The following is a 15,757-nucleotide window of genomic DNA, read 5'->3' on the forward strand; positions in this document are numbered from 1 at the left end:
CGTGAACGTCCTCTGGGCCCTCCTGCGCGACGGACGGACCTACGAGCTCGTGCCGCCCGCAGCCCTCGCGGCTTGACAAACGACATTAGGAATCGGTGAGACAGGATGGCAGCCTCCGCATCCGTGATCACGATCTACGGCTGGAGTACTAGTACTCCAGTTGCACTTTGCTATTCGTGCTGGTCAGAGGAGTGTTCATGAGTGTACTTGGCTGATGTGCCGTCAGGCGGCGGGAGTTCGTGACTTCGGGTGCGGCGGCGGTAGTGGCAGCAGCGGGCGGTGGCCTGATGGCGGCGGCGCCAGCGGGACCAGTCCAGTGCGTGGCGGGTGCGCCGTGTGTGCGTCAGCGTGGAGCGGCCAACTGCCAGGAGTCGCCGGATTTCCGCCACCGTGAGCGGGGCGAGATCGCCGGAACCGATTCTGCGGCCCCCCTTTCCGCGCCCGCGGCAGCGGCCATGGCGGCAAGGAAGGCGTGGGCGAGCATGGCGAGAGTGATGTGCCGGTACCAGCCCGGATACCGGCGGACTTCGTACTCATCCAGGCCGCACTCGTTCTTCGCGGCCTGGAAGGCTTCCTCGATCGCCCAGCGCGTCCCGGCGATGCGTACCAGCTCGGCGACGGCGGTGCCGGCCGGTGCATAGGCGAGGTAGTAGGCGATCTCGTCCGGACGGGCCAGGCTGCGGCGGGCCAGCACCCACCGGTCGTGGGTGGGCGCATCGCCGTCGAAGTCATCGATCGCGGGTAGTCTCGCTGCGGCCCAGTCGTAGACGCGCGGCCCCTTCGCGCCGGCCCCGCAGGAGTGGCGTTCCCAGGCGTCCTCGGGTGCCTGGGCAATGGCGAAGTCGATGCGGCCGATGGCGTGCACGTGCTGGGACTTCGGCACGGCCAGGACGTAGGCGACGCCTGCTTCCTCCAACATGCGGCGCAGCCGCCACTCCTGGCCGTAGGCCGAGTCCGCAGTCACCCAGGAGATCGGCAGCGGTGAGGCCAGGGCCCGGATGATGACGGCCTTCGCGAGATCGCCCTTGGTGGCGAACGCGCGCTCGTCGGGAACTTTCGCTTCCGCGCAGCGGTCCGGATCGGAGGTCCAGGACTTCGGCAGATACAGTTCCCGGTCCACCAGCGCGCGGCCTCTGGAGGAGGCGTAGGCGGCGAAGACGCCGATCTGGCAGTTCTCGGTGCGGCCGGCGGTGCCGGAGTACTGCCGCTGCACCCCGGCCGAGACCGTGCCCTTCTTGATGAACCCGGTGTCGTCGATGATCAGCACACCCGCCGGGTCTCCGAGCTTCTCGGCGACGTATTCCTGCAGGTCATCGCGGACATCGTCAGGGTTCCAGCAGGCCCGGCTCAGCAGGTGCTGCAACCCTGCGGGGGTGTGGTGACCGGCATGCTCGGCCAGCTGCCAGCTGCCAGCTGTTCTTCCGGCCTACTGGTCCGAGCAGGCCGTGCACGTAGGCCCGCATCCGCCGCCGAAGATCCACCCGTCCGAACCGGTGCCCGATCCGCACCAGCAACTCTTCCAGTTCCGCCGACCAGACATCAGGCCGCACATCGTCTTGCACGACAAACACAACGGCCCGCCGCACCCGAAGTCACGAACTCCCGCCGCCTGACGGCACATCAGCCAAGTACACTCATGAACACTCCTCTGACCAGCACGAATAGCAAACTACGGCTGGAGTACTAGGCTGCGGGAATACGGGAGTTGACGTTGCGTATCCGGGTGGCTGCCTACGTCCTGCGCCGGCGCGCGGGGCGGTCGGTGGAATTGCTCGTGTTCGACCACGACGCGGACCTGCCGCCCGGCACGCACGTCCCGGCGGGGGGTGTGGCCCCGGAGGAGCCGCTGGAAGAGGCGGTATTGCGGGAAGTCGCGGAGGAGTGCGGGCTGACCTGCGTGCGGGTGCTGCGCCCCCTCGCGGAGGAGAGCACGCCGCATCCGATCCGCCGTTTCCCACGCCACACCACCTTCTTCGAACTGGAGGTGGACGACGACGCAGATGTCCCGGATGCGTGGGACCACCACGTGACAGGCGCGGGGCGCGACAACGGCGTGACGTTCCACTGCCGGTTCGAGCCGCTGCCCCTGGCCTTCCCGTTGGCGGACGGCCAGGACGCCTGGCTGGATCGTCTGGAAGCGTGAGCGCCGTCGCTTGGTCGCCCCCACAGCCGGCACGTCAGGCTGTGTAATCGAGCGGGCTGGTGCCTGCCGCCTCGGTGATCAGGTGTCTCTGCGGCCGGTCCGCCGCCCCACCACGACCGCCGCGGTTCTTGTCCCCGTCGCGCGGAGGGGGTTTCCAAGTCCGTCAACTGTCCTCCCGGCGGTGCGCGTCGCCTGCTTTCACCACGGCTCCGTGTGGTGCTTCCCGTTCCTGCGCCCGCTTGAGGATCTCCCCGGTCGCGACCACCGGCAAGACCTTCGCGGCCCCGTACCCGTCCCCGATGACGACGTGGTCACAGGTCTCACGTGATGTCCTTCGCTCCGCCATGTCTTGTGCACACGCCCATGGGTGCTGCCTCGGTGCGAGCACGCCGTCGGTGATGCCACCGTTCACCCGGGTCAGGAGTGGGTGCCCGACGGCTGCCCGTGCTGTCGGGCGATCGTCACGGTGACGTCGTAGCGTCCCTGGCCCGGCGGGCAGCGCATCGCCTCGCCGCACGAGTCCCGCCGGGCGGTGATGTGAACCGTGCCGGGCCGCAGGGCGGTGAATCGCGCGGAAGACGTGCCGCAGCCGCGGCCGGGCGGGCAGGTGGCGGTGGCTGTGGTCCCGCCGCCGATGGGCGTGAGCACGCGCGGGTTCGAGCTGGCGGGGGTCGACCAGTAGGCGCCGTGCAGGCGCACCACGATGAGTGTGCCGGCGGTCACCCGGACCGTGATTCCGCGTGACCGTTCGTCGAGGACGGCCGACCCGGTGGAGGACGCGGAAGACGCGGAAGACGCGGAAGACACGGGAGCGTGCGACGGCGGGGGAGAGGGCGATCCGGCGGGGCCGGACGAACAGCCGCCCAGGACGCCGGTCGCGGCTGCTGCGGCCACGGCGGCGAGCCCGGCGCGCAGTGCGCGCCGGGCGGGGCTCGTGCGGGCTGACGAAGGAAGCACGGGTCCTCCGGTGGATGCCGCCCGGAGCGGGCGCTGGGACGGGGGTGGGGGCGAGCCGTCGGCCCGCCCCCACCGTGCGGTGCGGGGTCAGGAGACGGTTACGTCGTCGTAGTAGGTGTAGGTCGCGTCACCCGCGTAGTTGTCGTCCTTGTTGGTGAGGGTGAGCGTGTAGGTGTGGCCCGCGGTCACGGTGCCGGAGACCTGCTTCCAGCCCGCACCCTGGGTGCAGGTCTTGCCGAGCAGTGTCGTGGTGGTGCCCGACGTGGTGTCCTGGAGGGTGGCCGTCGCCCAGTCGTAGCTCACGGTGTCCGGGCAGGTGACGTCGTACCAGAAGGAGACCTTGCTGCTGCCGGACGGAGCGGTGAAGGACTGGGAGACCGACGAGGTGTTCGTCGGGTTGGTGGAGCCGACCATTGCACCGTAGGTGCCGCTGTGCGCCGCCGAGGTGGTGGCGGCGGTGGTGCCGCTGGTCGTCCAGCCCGACAGGCTGCCGGTCTCGAAGGTGCCGTTGGTGAAGGTGCCGCCGGTGCCGCCGCCACCGCCACCGACGATCGGGTGGGAGATGGCGCAGTTGTTGGTGTCGTTGGACCAGCTCGCCTGCTCGGCGAAGGTACCGGTGCCCATCGTGACGTTGGCCGCCCCGCCCGTGCTGCCGGGCGAGATCCAGGCGCACTCGTCGGAGTTCTCCTGGCCGTTGTAGGAGCTGCCGGTCTGGTTGGTCCAGCCGCCGGCCGGGTTCTGGTCGGACATCATCTCGTGCCATTCATGGCCGAGCGTCATGGTCCAGCCGTCCAGCGTGCCGGGCGAGTTCACGAAGCCGACGCCGCAGCCGGAGCCGGAGTCCATGTTGTACGGCTGGTTGCTGAACGCGATGTCCCCGTAGGAGGAGGACACCGGCCCGCCGGTGAGCGTGCTGTCGCCGTTGTAGTCGTGCCAGGCGCAGTACTGCCCCTGGTAGTTGTCCGGGTTGGTGTTGTGCGGCGAGAGGACGACGTAGTAGGCGTCCCGGTTGGACGCGGCGGTGGTGTTGCCGAAGTGCCCGGCCGCCTTGACGGCTTCGGCGCCGAGTTGGTGCCCGGTCGCGGCGCTGGGCGAGGCCGCCGAGTTGTCATACCACACGCCGGCCAGCACGCCGCCGCTCTGGTACGGGATGAAGTTCGCGTTGGACGGGCAACTCGTGGCGCCCGCCGACACGTTGGGACCGTCACACCACTGGGTGAGGTCCGCGGACCACAGCTCGTTCCCGGTGCCGATGCCCTTGAACATCTCCTGGGTGACCGGGGCCGCGCCGTCCGGGTCGCCGGAGAACGTGGCGTCGCCGTTGCCGTTGGTGCTCTGCGTGCCCCACTGCGAGCCGTAGAAGACCAGGTAGACCTTGGAGTGGCCGCTCTGGACGCCGATGCCGTCGACGCCGCCGCCGTAGGACAGCGTCTCCGGTCCGGTCGCCGTGGTGGCCGCCGGCTGGTCGGCGGCCCAGGACTTCATCTTGGCGTTCTGCCGGATGGTCGGTATGGCACCGTGCCGGTACGGGTGCTGGTAGGCCGGGCTGTAGGGGTTGGGGCTCGCGGTGTGAGCCGGGGCCTGGGTGGCGGCTGCCGCCTGGGGTACGAAGGCGAGTGCCACGCCGGTGACGAGGGACAACGACGCGAGACCGGTCAGGGTCGCGCGGGCTGCGCCGCGTATGTGGGGTCTGCCCATGGGTGTTGGGGCCCTTTCTTCGCACGGATCTCCGCCGTCGGTCCGGCGGAGGTGAGCTGAACGGGACGCCGACGGGGCGCATCACCCGATACGCCTAACCCGGCCACCGACGTTGACGTCGGTTCCGCCGCGGAACAGGAGAAGAGGCCCGAGCCGCGCCGGGTGACTGCACGAGCGATGTGCTCGGCAGCTGGGGGAACTCACGCACGGCGTCGTGATGCGCGGGGGAACTCTCGTCCTGGACCTGACGAATGAAAAAGGCAGTGAGAAGGGTTCGCACTGCGACTTCTTGCTGGCCGGATTGGTGATGCCCTGTCAGACGCGGAGAAGCAAAGCAGTTTGACGGGGTCAGGTCAATGGGTGGGTGTGGCCTTCTCGCGGGGGGAGGTCGTGGCCCTCCCGGACAGGCGGCTTCGACGTCGATCGCCCGCTGATTCCGCAGGTCGAACGCGAAGTCCGGGCAAACGACGGCCAGTTGCCACGGCACGGCCGACTGCGGGTCGTGGCAGGTCATTCATCGACTTGGGGCCTCCTATGAACTGGCTCTGAATTCGGTTAAGTCAGAGGAAATGCTCAGTCAAAGGGAAGTAATCGGCGCAGCATTTGGGTGTCGTGACCGCCGTTCGGATTCCGCTCCCCTCATGAATCCCAGGCCCTGCCCCAGCTCTCCATACCCCTGGTCACCCACGCCCGCATGCCTCCGCCCCGGGGCGTTACCGGCGCGGCCGGGACGATGGCTGATCACGCGGTACCCGTTCCCGTGCGAGGCGGTCGTCATCGGCGCGCGAGAACGCGAAGGGTCCTGCCCAGCGGCGGGTTCGCGGAACCGCGCAGTACCCCGGCGCCCCGTGCGAGCACCGCGTCCGCCGTGAGGAGTTCGATCTCCACCAGCGCACCTGCGAGCCGTCGGCCCTCGGCCGGGGTCAGTGCCGAAAGCTCCCTCGCGGCCAGCAAGGCGGTGCGTGCGGTGGTCACCTGCTCCGTCACCAGCTCCCGCAGGGGCGAGCCGCCGATGCCGGCCGACAGGCTGTCCGTGGTGACCCCGAACCGTTCCATCGCCTCGACCGGGATGCCCACTCGGCCTTCCTGCACGTCCTCGGCGAGGTCGTTGACGAAGTCGAGCCGCTGACTGCCCTCGATGAAGGTCCGGCATGCGGTCCGGTACCGCAGATCGTCGTCCTGCGGCGCGAGTAGTCCTGCCACGAGCATGAAGGCGGGGTACGAGTAGGCGTCCACATAGGCCTGGAAGTCGGCCTCGGTGGCGAAGCCCGCGAAATGCAGTTCGGCTGTGGCGGTGGTCAGGTAGGTCTCCACGATGTCGCCCAGGCGCTGATGGGCGGACACAGTGTGCGCGAACGCGCGGAGCAGCGAGTTGTCGCTCGTATTCGTCCGCAACGCCTCGCGCACCTGCCGTTCCCAGGACGCCCACGCCGTTTCGCGCTGTGGCAGGGGCCCGGTGTCCAGGAGGTTGTCCCCGTGGTGCATCACGGCGGTCGCCGCCACCACGTGCGCCAGCAACGGCCGCGGCAGGAGCAGCCTGGCCGCAAGGTACGCGGTGCGCCTGAAGCGCCGTACCAGCCGCCGCTGACGGTCGTAGTCGTCACGCAACCCGGGATCCCGGACATCCAGGCCTTTCGTCCACCCTCGCATGGACAGATCGTAGGGGTCGGACACGCCACCGCCGGAGAGTGCCGGCCTGCTCGAGGGGTCGGAGCCGGACGACGTGTCGGCGAGCCTGACAGCCGACCGGAACCCGGAGCCCCTGGCGCCGCCGTTGTCGTGGTCCGGCGGGTCGAGTGGCTGAGGGACACAGCCGTTGTGTGCTTGCTCCCCTGCCACTGCCGCGCACCGGCCTGCTGGACGCGCTCAGCGAGGACGAACTGGCTGTCATCGGCCGACTGTCCGAGGCGGCGGCGACGCCCGTGGGCCCGCGTTCCCGTTCCGTGGTCTGACGATGACGCGGTCCCGGGCCACAGATCAGCTTCAGCTTTGTGGTGCCCCGATCACCGTGGCATCCAGACTGCGGCGAAGCGCCTGCTTGTCTGTCTTGCCGGCGGGCGTCAACGGCATCGTGGTCAGCCATCGCACTGTCGCTGGTCTGTGGGCCGGGGCGAGGGCGTCCACCACCATCTGGCACGCCTCGGTCGCCATCTCCTGATTGGGTGAGTGATCTGGTGAGGGGACGAGGAACGCGACGACCTCCTCCCCGGTCGTCGGGTTGTCACGGCCGACGACGGCCGCCTCGGCTACGGCTGGATGGCGGGTGAGGGCAGCCTCGACCGGGCCGCTGTAGATGTTGCGGCCCTCCACAATGATCATGTCCTTGAGACGGTCGACGATGTGCAGGTAGCCGTCGGCATCCAGGCGGCCGATGTCACCAGTGCGCAGCCAGCCGTTGTCAAAGGCTTCGGCGTCCAGGTCGGGACGGTTCCAGTAACCGGCCATCATCGCCGGGGACCGGACCCAGACCTCCCCGGCCCGGCCGGCCGGCAGCGCCTTTCGCTCGCGATCGCGGATCTTCACGTCGACGCCGGGCACGGGGCGACCGGCGGATGCGAGCAGGCCCGGTGCCCTGTCCAGGGCGGCAGCATGGTCTTCCGGCGTCAGCCGGGCGATCACGCCGGTCTCGTTCGTGCCATACCCCTGGCGGAACGCGGCGGTGGGGAACCGGCGGAGGGCTTCAGCGAGCCGCTCGGGGTGGATCCGAGAGTTGCCGTAGCTGATCGACACCAGCTCGCGGATCCCGCCCGTGGTCTCGGGGTGCTCAAGCAACCGGTAAATCTGGGTGGGCGTGAGGTAGGTCGCGGCGACCTCGGCGCGGCGGCACGCGGCAGCGAACTTCTCTGGCGAGAAGTCCGGCAGGATCTCCACACGCCGCCCTGACAGAAGGTGTTCCAGGCACCGTCCGCCGGCGCGATACGCCAACGAGGTCGCCGCGACGAACACCAGCTCATCAAAGCCGCTGTCCTTGCGGGCCCACGCGGTCCGCGCGCCAATGGCACGGAACCGTGACGCCACGCCCTTGGGCAGGCCAGTAGTGCCGCTGGTGTACATGACCCGAGCGATGTCGTCGTCTTCTCCGAGCACAGGCATCCGGTCAGCCGTCTGGGAGCCGGCCCGCTCCAGCAGCTCTGCCAACGGCAGGGCGGGCGTTCCGGTAGCGGGTACTGGGCCGTCGTGCACAACCAGTGCCGGATCGCAGTCGCGCAGGACATGAACCAGACCGTGGGTGTCGGGGGCCATGACCACCGTCGTCATCCGAGCCCCCAGGACATGGGCGGCCAAACGAACCAGCAGCACCTCCGGCCGGTTGCCACTCACGCACGCGACGCCGACCCCACGCCGAACGCCGAGGTCGCGCATGGCCCGCGCGAGCCGGTAGGCCGTGTCCCTGACCATGCCGAAAGACAGCTCAGCTCCCTGGAAGACGATCGCCGACCGGTCCGCGTACCGGTCGAACGCCTCAAACAGGCTGGTGACGTATTGAGCGGGCACACCCGCCACCTCCCACGCGCACGGGAACAGACGGCCCACGATTCTCACACACAAGGGATACGCCCACCCCGTTCCGCGTGAACGGGTCGCTCGTCCGCCCGGCTGTTCCGTCCGCGCTGGTCGCCACCTCGACGCTTCTCATCGAAGCCGACGCCGACGCCCTGATGGAGGGCAGCGCCTGCTCCTGCGCGGCCGGCGACGACAACCCCAACCGACCTGATCACCGTCTGACCCGGTCATGAATATGCAGGCCTCGGCGAACTTCTGCCGGGGCCTGCGGCATGTGCGCATCGTGGGGAGCGTGCGGATATGCGCTTGAACTGGGACTGGATCGAGCCCGTGATGCCCGTGCCGTACGCGCCTACCCTCGGCCCGGTCCACCCGGACAGTCCGCTGCCGGACCTTTTCGACGACGTCGCCGACATCGCGGGTACCGGCCGGTTCCTGCCCTACGACAAAGACCAGCGCTGGACACCGGCCAAGACCGAACGCATCCTCACCGGCGACGTGCACCACGACCGACGCCAGACCCTCGTGCCCACCCTCACCGAGCGCGGCACGAGCACCACGGTGAAGGTCTACGAATACGGGGCACAGCCCGCCGGCCTGAGCGATGGCGCCGAGCTGGCCCGCAAACTCACCGCCGCCCACGGGGCACAGGTCGCACGCCTGGTGTGGTTCCTCGGCCCGGACCAGCTGAGACGTACGAGCAGGGCGTCACGCGCGTGCAGTACGAGAACTTCACCGTCCCCGGGCCCGAGGCGGCACCGGGCACCGCGGTGACGGCCTGGCGGCAACAGCCGCCTGCCGTACGCGAGTCGTTCGCCCAGTTCGCCGAGCAGATGAAAGCCGACGGGTTTGCCTTCCTGCACGAGCAGATGCGGGCCGGGCGCGTCGGCTCCGTACTCACCGTCGCCCACGACGGCCGGGTTGCCGGCGCGATCGGCCCCATGCAGACCATGGCCGACGCGGCCGGACGCACCCCAGCTCCTTCCGCAGTACTTCGGCGTCCTGCCCGAACACCGGGGCCTGGGCTACGGGCGTGCCCTGTGGCGCGCGGCCATGTGCTGGGGCCGCGAGAACGGGGCGGCCTACCAGCTCCTTCAGACCGAGGTCGGCGGTGCCTCGGACCGGCTGTGCCAGGCGGAAGGGCTCGCCTCCCTCGGCTTCGTCTGCACTGGCAACCTCGACGCAGGCTGAGTGCCTGATGCTGTCGGGGACCTTGAAAATCGAGCTCCCGAAGAGTGGTCGGACCGCCATGAGGTGAACGAACCTTCGTATGACGGTTCGTCCACCCTGAACAAACTTTCACCCACGCCTACCGGTGGCAAGGCCGCGAAGTTAAGCGGGATCAGCCAATGTCAAGTGGGTCGGTGGGATTGTGCGGAGGATTCCGTCATCGGTGCGGCATGGGTACACCCGCAGCGCGGAGCTTGGCCTCGGTGAGCGCAGTCAGCCGGGCCGCGACCGGTGCTTGGTCCTCGCGGTGGTTGTTGATCAGCTTGTACTGGGCCGAAGCCTTGGCCCATGCCTGCAGGCTGGCCTGATCCCCCTGCAGCGCGGGGTTGGCGAGGTAGTGGTCGGCCATGGCGGTCGCGAGTTCTTCGATCCTCGGGTCGTCCGGTTCCCAGGTCTCCGCCTCCCGGCCGCGCTTGATCAGATCGACGTACTCGGGGTCGTCTAGCCCGTGTTCGAGCTGGGCCAGGAAGCCGTCGAAGCCCTCCGGCACCAGCGCCCGGGCCAGTGCCAGGGCCTCGCGTTGCGCGGCCACGTAGTCGGGGCTGAAGCCGAGGCCGGGCATCCGGTCCGGAATCGCGCAGGCACGGTCGGGCAGCAGGGCGCGGTCGCCGTCGGCGAGCCGGTGCAGCGTGTCGCGGCGGGCGACCAGGTCATCGATGCGCTCGGTGAGCTGCCGCTCGACCTCACGGGCGAGTACCCCCGCGGCCCCTCCCACGGGATGCTCCTGGTCCAGCAGCACGGAGCGGACCGGGGCCTGCCATGGGCTCCGGAAGGCGTCCACAAGATGATCGCGCGGGCGGCGGGCCGGGCGGGTCTGGGCAAGCTCCGCCCCCACGCCTTCCGTCATTCCTTCGCGACCGCGGTCCTCGATGCCTCGGACGGCAACCTCGTGGTGACCCGGGATGCCGGCGGCTGGGCCTCGACCCAGGTGGTCGACGAGATCTACGCCCACGTGGACGTCAACGATCCCGTCTTCAACGCCGCGCTGCTGAAGACATGGGGGGGAGTGACGATGGGCTCAACGCCACCGCTCCGCGTCTTGGCCGACCCGGTCCGCGCCCGTCGCACTCGCGACAGGCTTGAAGTCCTGACCGCTCTGCTCGGCGGCCCGTCGGTCGATCCGCTCTACCGCGACTCCGTGATCGAAATCCCCGCAGACCACCCCGTCTATCGCTGGGGCTGCAAGGTTGCCAGCTGCGGAAACGCACAATCGTCGCGAAGTTGCGGTCATGGGGCTGGCGTGAGCTGGGGCTGATTCCGCCACCAGCCGGACCCCTCCGGCGTCTACCAGTCGATCACGAAGATTGTGGCCGCGCGATCGATACACTCTCGGGCAGGAGGAAGGCTTGAGGCCCAAGGGGGACAACGGGATGCAACTGATCGTGTCGGGCGAGAGCGATGTAGACCCCGAGGAACTCGACGCGCTCACCGGGCAGTTGAGGTTGCGTCTGCTCCGCGAACTGGACGTGGATGATGTACGGGTCGCAAGGGGCAGCGGGCCGACTCCGGAGGAAGCCAAGCCGGGGGAACTGCTCGAGGTCGGCGCGCTCGTGGTCACCCTCGCTCCGGTCGCGGTGCGGCCTCTGCTGCGCTTGGTGGAAACGTGGATGCACACCCGCCCTGTGCGCACCGTCAAGGTCGAACTGAACGGCCGCAGTCTCGAACTGGGCCGTGCCACCGCCGCACAGCAGCAAAGTCTGGTCGATGCGTTCCTTGAGGAAAGCTCAGCGACCGGGTCTCCTAGCGGAGGCGAAGCGCCGCAGACGTCTGAGGGCTCGTTCACCCAGCAGTGATGATGAGCGACTCTGTCCCGGGCTCGCCCCGGAGGGACGCGCTGCTTATCGCCACTGGTACCTATGACGATGAATCGCTCGTGCGCATGCGCTCGCCGGACCAGGACTGCGACGGGCTCGCTTCCGTTCTCGAAGATCCGCGCATAGGCCGCTTCCACACGACGCCGGTGAAGGACGCGGATTCCAGCGGCATGAGGCAAGCCGTGGAGCAGTTCTTCACAGGCCGGAGTCCCCGTGACACGCTCCTGCTGCACATCTCCTGCCACGGCATCAAGGACGACGCCGGGAATTTGTACTTCGCAGCGCGGGACACCAAACCTGACCTCCTCAGGTCCACCAGCATGTCGGCGACCTTCCTCAAGGAAGTGATGGACAACTGCCGCGCCCGTACGGTCATCGTCCTGCTCGACTGCTGCTACAGCGGGGCGTTCCCGCGCGGCGCCAAGAGCGATGCCCGGGTGCACGTGAAGGACCAGATCGCAGGCCACGGCAGGGCAGTACTGACCGCGTCGAATCGCACCGAATACGCCTGGGAAGGCAGGCAACTGCGGTCCGACCAGCCGGAACCCTCGCTGTTCACCGGCGTGATCATCGAGGGGCTGCGAACAGGCGCGGCGGACATCGACAACGACGGCCTCATCACCGTGACCAATCTTTACGACTACGTGTTCACCTCCCTGAGGGACAAGAAGGCAAAGCAGCAGCCCCAGCAATACGTGGACCAGCAGGGCCAGGTCGTGATCGCCTGGTCAGCGGCAAACCCCCTCCCTGGAACCGCAGAACCGAAATCGGAACCTGGCGGTTCTGCCGGAAAAGACCACGACCCGGCCGAGCCCGGCCCCGAACGGGACAAGCCGGGCCCGTCATCGGGTCCCCGACCACCCAAACGCGGCAGGCTGCGGAAGCTGTTCAAGGATCGGGGACGGCCTCTCATGAAAGAGGCATGGGACGCGCTCCTCACCCCGCCCCCCGATCCAGAGTCCGTGCAGATCACCAACAACAGCAAGCACGAACTTGTAAAGAAGCACACCGAGGCCACCTTCGAGAGCCGGACCTTCCGATGGGGCTGCGTGGGGACCATCCCTTGCGGCGCCCTCATCACGCTGCTCTGGGACCAATTTCAAACCCTCAACGGGTCGGAGTGGGCCGTCGGCCTCATCGTCGGGCCGATGGTGCTTGCAGTCTTGCTTGCGGGCGTGGGCGAGGTGCTGGGCCGGATCGCGGGTTGGCGTGCTCGGCCGGACATCGTCACCGTCAATCGCGACGGCATCACCTTCGCAGCCTTCTCGCGCCGGACCAAGACCAGGAAGCAGCGCGACGCGGACGGCAGCCACGATCCGTCGAAGCCCAGGAGCTACACGGTCCGTTGGGACACGTTGGACCACATCGCCGTCGAAACAGACGGGGTCGTTGCATGGTTCAGCGAGACAAACGAGCCGACGGCCGCGTGGCGGACAGCGAACGGGGTCAAGCCCCGGCGAGGCGGCGGCTTCACCGTATACCCGCTGGCCTCCAATGGATCAGCGGTTGATCCCAAGCAGCTCAAGCGCGCGCTCCGGATGTTCGCCGGGGATCGGTTCGGCGCTCCGCCGCCGGTCTCGCGCTCCTGATCGACCTCGGCGAACGCTGGCCGCCCAGGTCCTGGACGGTTCGTCACGAACTCAGCTCAATGAGCGTTGTTTTAACTAAAGTTGCAGGTCCCGGGCTCGCGACAACGTCCGCTTCGCAGACAAACGCATCGCCGACCTCGACGGCGAACTGCTCGAAGACGGACAACCGTCTCCCCGGGAGACACCCTGATCGAGTGAGCCACAGCGAGTCCCCAACCGCGTCCCGGACATGTTCGCTATGTTCCTTCCCAGGTCACAGCCGCTCCAGGGACGCTCCCGGCCGGAAAACCATGGGAGACACCGGCCCGGACGCCGCGGCCCCGCTCGACTACAGTCTGTCCCAGCGCGCGCTGATCGCCGTCTTCGGCCACGGCCGACGTCGCGCAGCTGATCACCCGCCGCCTTGCCACGCTCGCCCACAGCGGCCTGAAGGCCCTCCATGAGCCGAGACGGTGCGCGTGGTCGTCTGCCAGACCGTCCGCGACGTTCGCACTGCCCCGGCTCTCCCAACTGCCGATCCGCCGGGGGATCGCGTGCTAGCAGAACTCCGCCACGTCGTCGACGGACTCGCCACCAACACGTACGCGATCGGGCAGCTGAGGCACGAAGTGGAGCCGGCCTACCTGTCCGACGCCGAGGCGGCCGACGTCCTGGCGCTGCTGTGTGAGGACATAGGGTTGCCCGTCAAGGACGGCTTCACCGCCCGCCGCTCCGGGGCTCCGACAAGGGGAGCTGGTAGGTCTCGATGCTGGCGCTGTACGTACTCCAGTCGGCGTTGGTACAGGTCAACACCTTGCTCCTCCGCGGCACCCTGAGCGCGGAAAAGCGGCAGAAGCGGCTCACCGACGCTGACCGGGAGCCCTGTCACCGCTGTTCTGGACCCATGTGAGTCCTTATGCGGCCGGTTCGAGGTGGACATGAACTTCCACCGGGAACCGGCCGTCGCCGCGGTGTCGGTCATGGTGTTCCCGCCCTTGTGGCGCCCACTGTCCATCCGGTGGGTGGGACGCAGGGCAGGTCTGAAGACCTGGCGGAGCGTCACAAGGTTACGAGGGCACTGGTCGGCTTGCGGCCTCATCGCCTACATGGCACGGGCGTGGACGCCGATGCCTCCGGAGACGAGCAGGTTGTCGCCCGTGATGTAGCCGGCTGCGTCGGATGCGAGGAAGGCGACGGCTTCGGCGACGTCCGCAGGAGCTCCGACGCGGCCGAGGGGAACGCCTTCGCCCCAGGAGGCGATCGTGTCCTGGTCGATGCCCATCTTGCTGTACACGGGGGTGTTGACCACGCCGGGGCTTACCGCGTTGACCCGGATGCGGCGCGGGGCGAGTTCGATGGCCAGGGAGCGCACGAGGGGCAGCAGGGCTCCCTTGGCGGCGGTCATGGCGGCGCCGAGTCCCTCGGCGGCGCCGACGGTGAACACCACGGACGCGCCCTCGTTCAGCAGGGGGAGCGCCTTCTGCAGTATGAAGAAGTTGCCCTTGACGTTGATGTCGAACAGGGCGTCGAACGTGGCCTCGTCGGTGGACTCGATCGAGAGGCCGGGACGGGGCAGGCCCGCATTGAGGTAGAGCAGGTCGAGCGAGCCCAGGTGCTCGCGCGCCTGGTCCAGGGCCTGGTCGATGTCAGTCAGGGAGCCGATGTTGGCCTCGACGGCGATGACGTCTGCGGGAAGGCCGGCGTTGTCGAGATCGCCGAGGCCGGTGACCATGACGCGATAGCCGCGCGAGTGGAGCAGCTCCGCGGTGGCCTTGCCGACCCCGCTGGTTCCGCCGGTGATGAGTGCTGTCTTTGCTGCCACGGTTGTTCTCCTTGCTGAGGGGGCGGGGCACCTCCGTCGTCGGAGGCAGAGGTGGCCTGAGAGGCCCAGCGCCGTGCGGGCACCCGGACGTTTCCATGGCAGCGTACGTCATTTTGGCAGTGACTGCCAAAGTATATGCGAGCGCCAGGTTGGCAGGCAGCGCTAAGCTGGCGGTATGACGCAGGGAATACAAGGCAAAGACCCGGCTACGTCCACGCTGTGGGATCGCACACGGCAGCTGGCCTCCCAGGAGATCCTCCAGACCGCGTTGCGCCTGTTCACGCGGCAGGGCTACGAGGAGACGACCATCGCCCAGATCGCCCGCGAAGCCGGCGTCTCCCAGCGCACCCTCTTCCGTTACTTCGGCACCAAGGAAGACCTCATCGGCGGCAGCGAGGAGCAGTTCGTCGCCCTCCTGACGGAAACCGTTCACACCCAGCCCGCCGATGCCGACGCCTGGGAGGTGTTGCGGGCCGCGTTCAAGGCCGCGCTCTCCCTCCACACGAGTCCCGAGGAGGCCTTGGAGCGCTTCCGCCTGGTGCACCACACCGACTCGCTGCGCGCCGCCTACCTCGGGAAGCGTGTGCGCTGCCAGGAGGAGCTACTGCCACTGCTCGAAGCCAGGCTGACGCCCTCGGGGACGGACAGAGGGCAGGTCCGCGCCATCGTCGCGACCGCCTTCGCGTGCTTCGATGCCGCCACTGTGACGTGGCTCGAGGGCAACGGGCAGGGCGACATCCTTGACCTGTACGACCAGGGGCTGGCCGTGGTGCGGGGCTAGCGTTCTCGCGAACGGTCCTTTGCCGGAGCGAGATCGAGAAGCGTCACCGGGTTGGGTGTCGGCGAGGTGCCAGTCCGCGATGGTGCTCGCGGACATGGTTTATGGGCTGGCTGGCCTTCCTGTTGGGGCAGGGGTGGGGGCCTGTCCCTTGGTGAGGCGCTCGGTTGCCCTCGGTCGCGGGGATCTGCCGGGCGCTCGCCGTAGCGCGAAGCGTACGAGCCAGCAGCCGACTCCGGTCTC

15 protein-coding genes and 1 pseudogene are annotated in these 15,757 nt (G+C 68.5%); 9 read left to right on the plus strand and 7 right to left on the minus strand.

What is annotated here, in order from left to right:
* Positions 1-343: 343 nt before the first annotated feature.
* Positions 344-1,550: pseudogene (locus ACZ4MF_RS47235) on the minus strand (IS701 family transposase).
* Between the two features lie 173 nt (positions 1,551-1,723).
* On the opposite strand from ACZ4MF_RS47235, the gene ACZ4MF_RS47240 reads away from it, so the two are divergent.
* On the plus strand, positions 1,724-2,143 hold the full coding sequence (locus tag ACZ4MF_RS47240) for an NUDIX domain-containing protein (RefSeq protein ID WP_467500414.1): 420 nt from the start codon (positions 1,724-1,726) through the stop codon (positions 2,141-2,143).
* A 417-nt stretch (positions 2,144-2,560) separates the two neighbouring features.
* Here the strand turns inward: ACZ4MF_RS47240 and ACZ4MF_RS47245 are convergent, their stop codons facing one another.
* The 3 genes from ACZ4MF_RS47245 to ACZ4MF_RS47255 form a co-directional block, all read right to left on the minus strand.
* Positions 2,561-2,866, minus strand: coding sequence for a hypothetical protein (locus tag ACZ4MF_RS47245; RefSeq protein WP_467500416.1), 306 nt, complete (start codon positions 2,864-2,866; stop codon positions 2,561-2,563).
* A gap of 321 nt (positions 2,867-3,187) precedes the next feature.
* A complete protein-coding gene (locus ACZ4MF_RS47250) occupies positions 3,188-4,798 on the minus strand; it encodes a hypothetical protein (protein WP_467500418.1) in 1,611 nt (536 codons plus the stop codon).
* Positions 4,799-5,572: 774 nt separating this feature from the next.
* Entirely contained in the window at positions 5,573-6,448 is an 876-nt protein-coding gene (locus ACZ4MF_RS47255) for a squalene/phytoene synthase family protein (protein WP_467500420.1), read from the minus strand.
* A 170-nt stretch (positions 6,449-6,618) separates the two neighbouring features.
* Here ACZ4MF_RS47255 and ACZ4MF_RS47260 point away from each other — a divergent pair, with 170 nt between their 5' ends.
* A complete protein-coding gene (locus ACZ4MF_RS47260; protein ID WP_467500422.1) occupies positions 6,619-6,750 on the plus strand; it encodes a hypothetical protein in 132 nt (43 codons plus the stop codon).
* 31 nt (positions 6,751-6,781) lie between these two features.
* Here ACZ4MF_RS47260 and ACZ4MF_RS47265 read toward each other — a convergent pair whose 3' ends face one another.
* A complete protein-coding gene (locus ACZ4MF_RS47265) occupies positions 6,782-8,293 on the minus strand; it encodes a class I adenylate-forming enzyme family protein (RefSeq protein ID WP_467500424.1) in 1,512 nt (503 codons plus the stop codon).
* 77 nt (positions 8,294-8,370) lie between these two features.
* On the opposite strand from ACZ4MF_RS47265, the gene ACZ4MF_RS47270 reads away from it, so the two are divergent.
* From ACZ4MF_RS47270 to ACZ4MF_RS47280, 3 genes are all read left to right on the plus strand, one after another.
* On the plus strand, positions 8,371-8,535 hold the full coding sequence (locus ACZ4MF_RS47270) for a hypothetical protein (RefSeq protein ID WP_467500426.1): 165 nt from the start codon (positions 8,371-8,373) through the stop codon (positions 8,533-8,535).
* A 67-nt stretch (positions 8,536-8,602) separates the two neighbouring features.
* Positions 8,603-9,076: a hypothetical protein gene (locus ACZ4MF_RS47275; protein WP_467500428.1), complete on the plus strand. Its 474-nt coding sequence runs from the start codon at positions 8,603-8,605 to the stop codon at positions 9,074-9,076.
* Between the two features lie 147 nt (positions 9,077-9,223).
* Positions 9,224-9,493, plus strand: a complete 270-nt coding sequence (locus ACZ4MF_RS47280) for a GNAT family N-acetyltransferase (RefSeq protein ID WP_467500430.1) — start codon at positions 9,224-9,226, stop codon at positions 9,491-9,493.
* 196 nt (positions 9,494-9,689) lie between these two features.
* Here the strand turns inward: ACZ4MF_RS47280 and ACZ4MF_RS47285 are convergent, their stop codons facing one another.
* Positions 9,690-10,313, minus strand: coding sequence for a hypothetical protein (locus tag ACZ4MF_RS47285; protein WP_467500432.1), 624 nt, complete (start codon positions 10,311-10,313; stop codon positions 9,690-9,692).
* Between ACZ4MF_RS47285 and ACZ4MF_RS47290 the strand changes: the two genes are divergently transcribed.
* The 3 genes from ACZ4MF_RS47290 (at position 10,251) to ACZ4MF_RS47300 (ending at position 12,935) form a co-directional block, all read left to right on the plus strand.
* The gene (locus ACZ4MF_RS47290) at positions 10,251-10,787 is read left to right on the plus strand and encodes a tyrosine-type recombinase/integrase (RefSeq protein ID WP_467500434.1); all 537 of its coding nucleotides are present in this window, start codon (positions 10,251-10,253) and stop codon (positions 10,785-10,787) included. The two genes, ACZ4MF_RS47285 and ACZ4MF_RS47290, sit on opposite strands and share 63 nt — an antisense overlap.
* Positions 10,788-10,902: 115 nt before the next feature.
* Complete coding sequence (locus ACZ4MF_RS47295) at positions 10,903-11,325, plus strand: hypothetical protein (protein ID WP_467500436.1); 423 nt, start codon at positions 10,903-10,905, stop codon at positions 11,323-11,325.
* A complete protein-coding gene (locus ACZ4MF_RS47300; protein ID WP_467500438.1) occupies positions 11,325-12,935 on the plus strand; it encodes a caspase family protein in 1,611 nt (536 codons plus the stop codon). Before ACZ4MF_RS47295 ends, ACZ4MF_RS47300 begins: the two co-directional genes overlap by 1 nt.
* Before the next feature lie 1,081 nt (positions 12,936-14,016).
* Here the strand turns inward: ACZ4MF_RS47300 and ACZ4MF_RS47305 are convergent.
* A complete protein-coding gene (locus ACZ4MF_RS47305; RefSeq protein ID WP_467500439.1) occupies positions 14,017-14,736 on the minus strand; it encodes an SDR family NAD(P)-dependent oxidoreductase in 720 nt (239 codons plus the stop codon).
* Between the two features lie 175 nt (positions 14,737-14,911).
* Between ACZ4MF_RS47305 and ACZ4MF_RS47310 the strand changes: the two genes are divergently transcribed.
* On the plus strand, positions 14,912-15,517 hold the full coding sequence (locus tag ACZ4MF_RS47310) for a TetR/AcrR family transcriptional regulator (protein WP_467500441.1): 606 nt from the start codon (positions 14,912-14,914) through the stop codon (positions 15,515-15,517).
* The last annotated feature ends 240 nt before the right edge of the window (positions 15,518-15,757 follow it).

It is taken from the genome of Streptomyces sp. NPDC025793 (assembly GCF_055558375.1).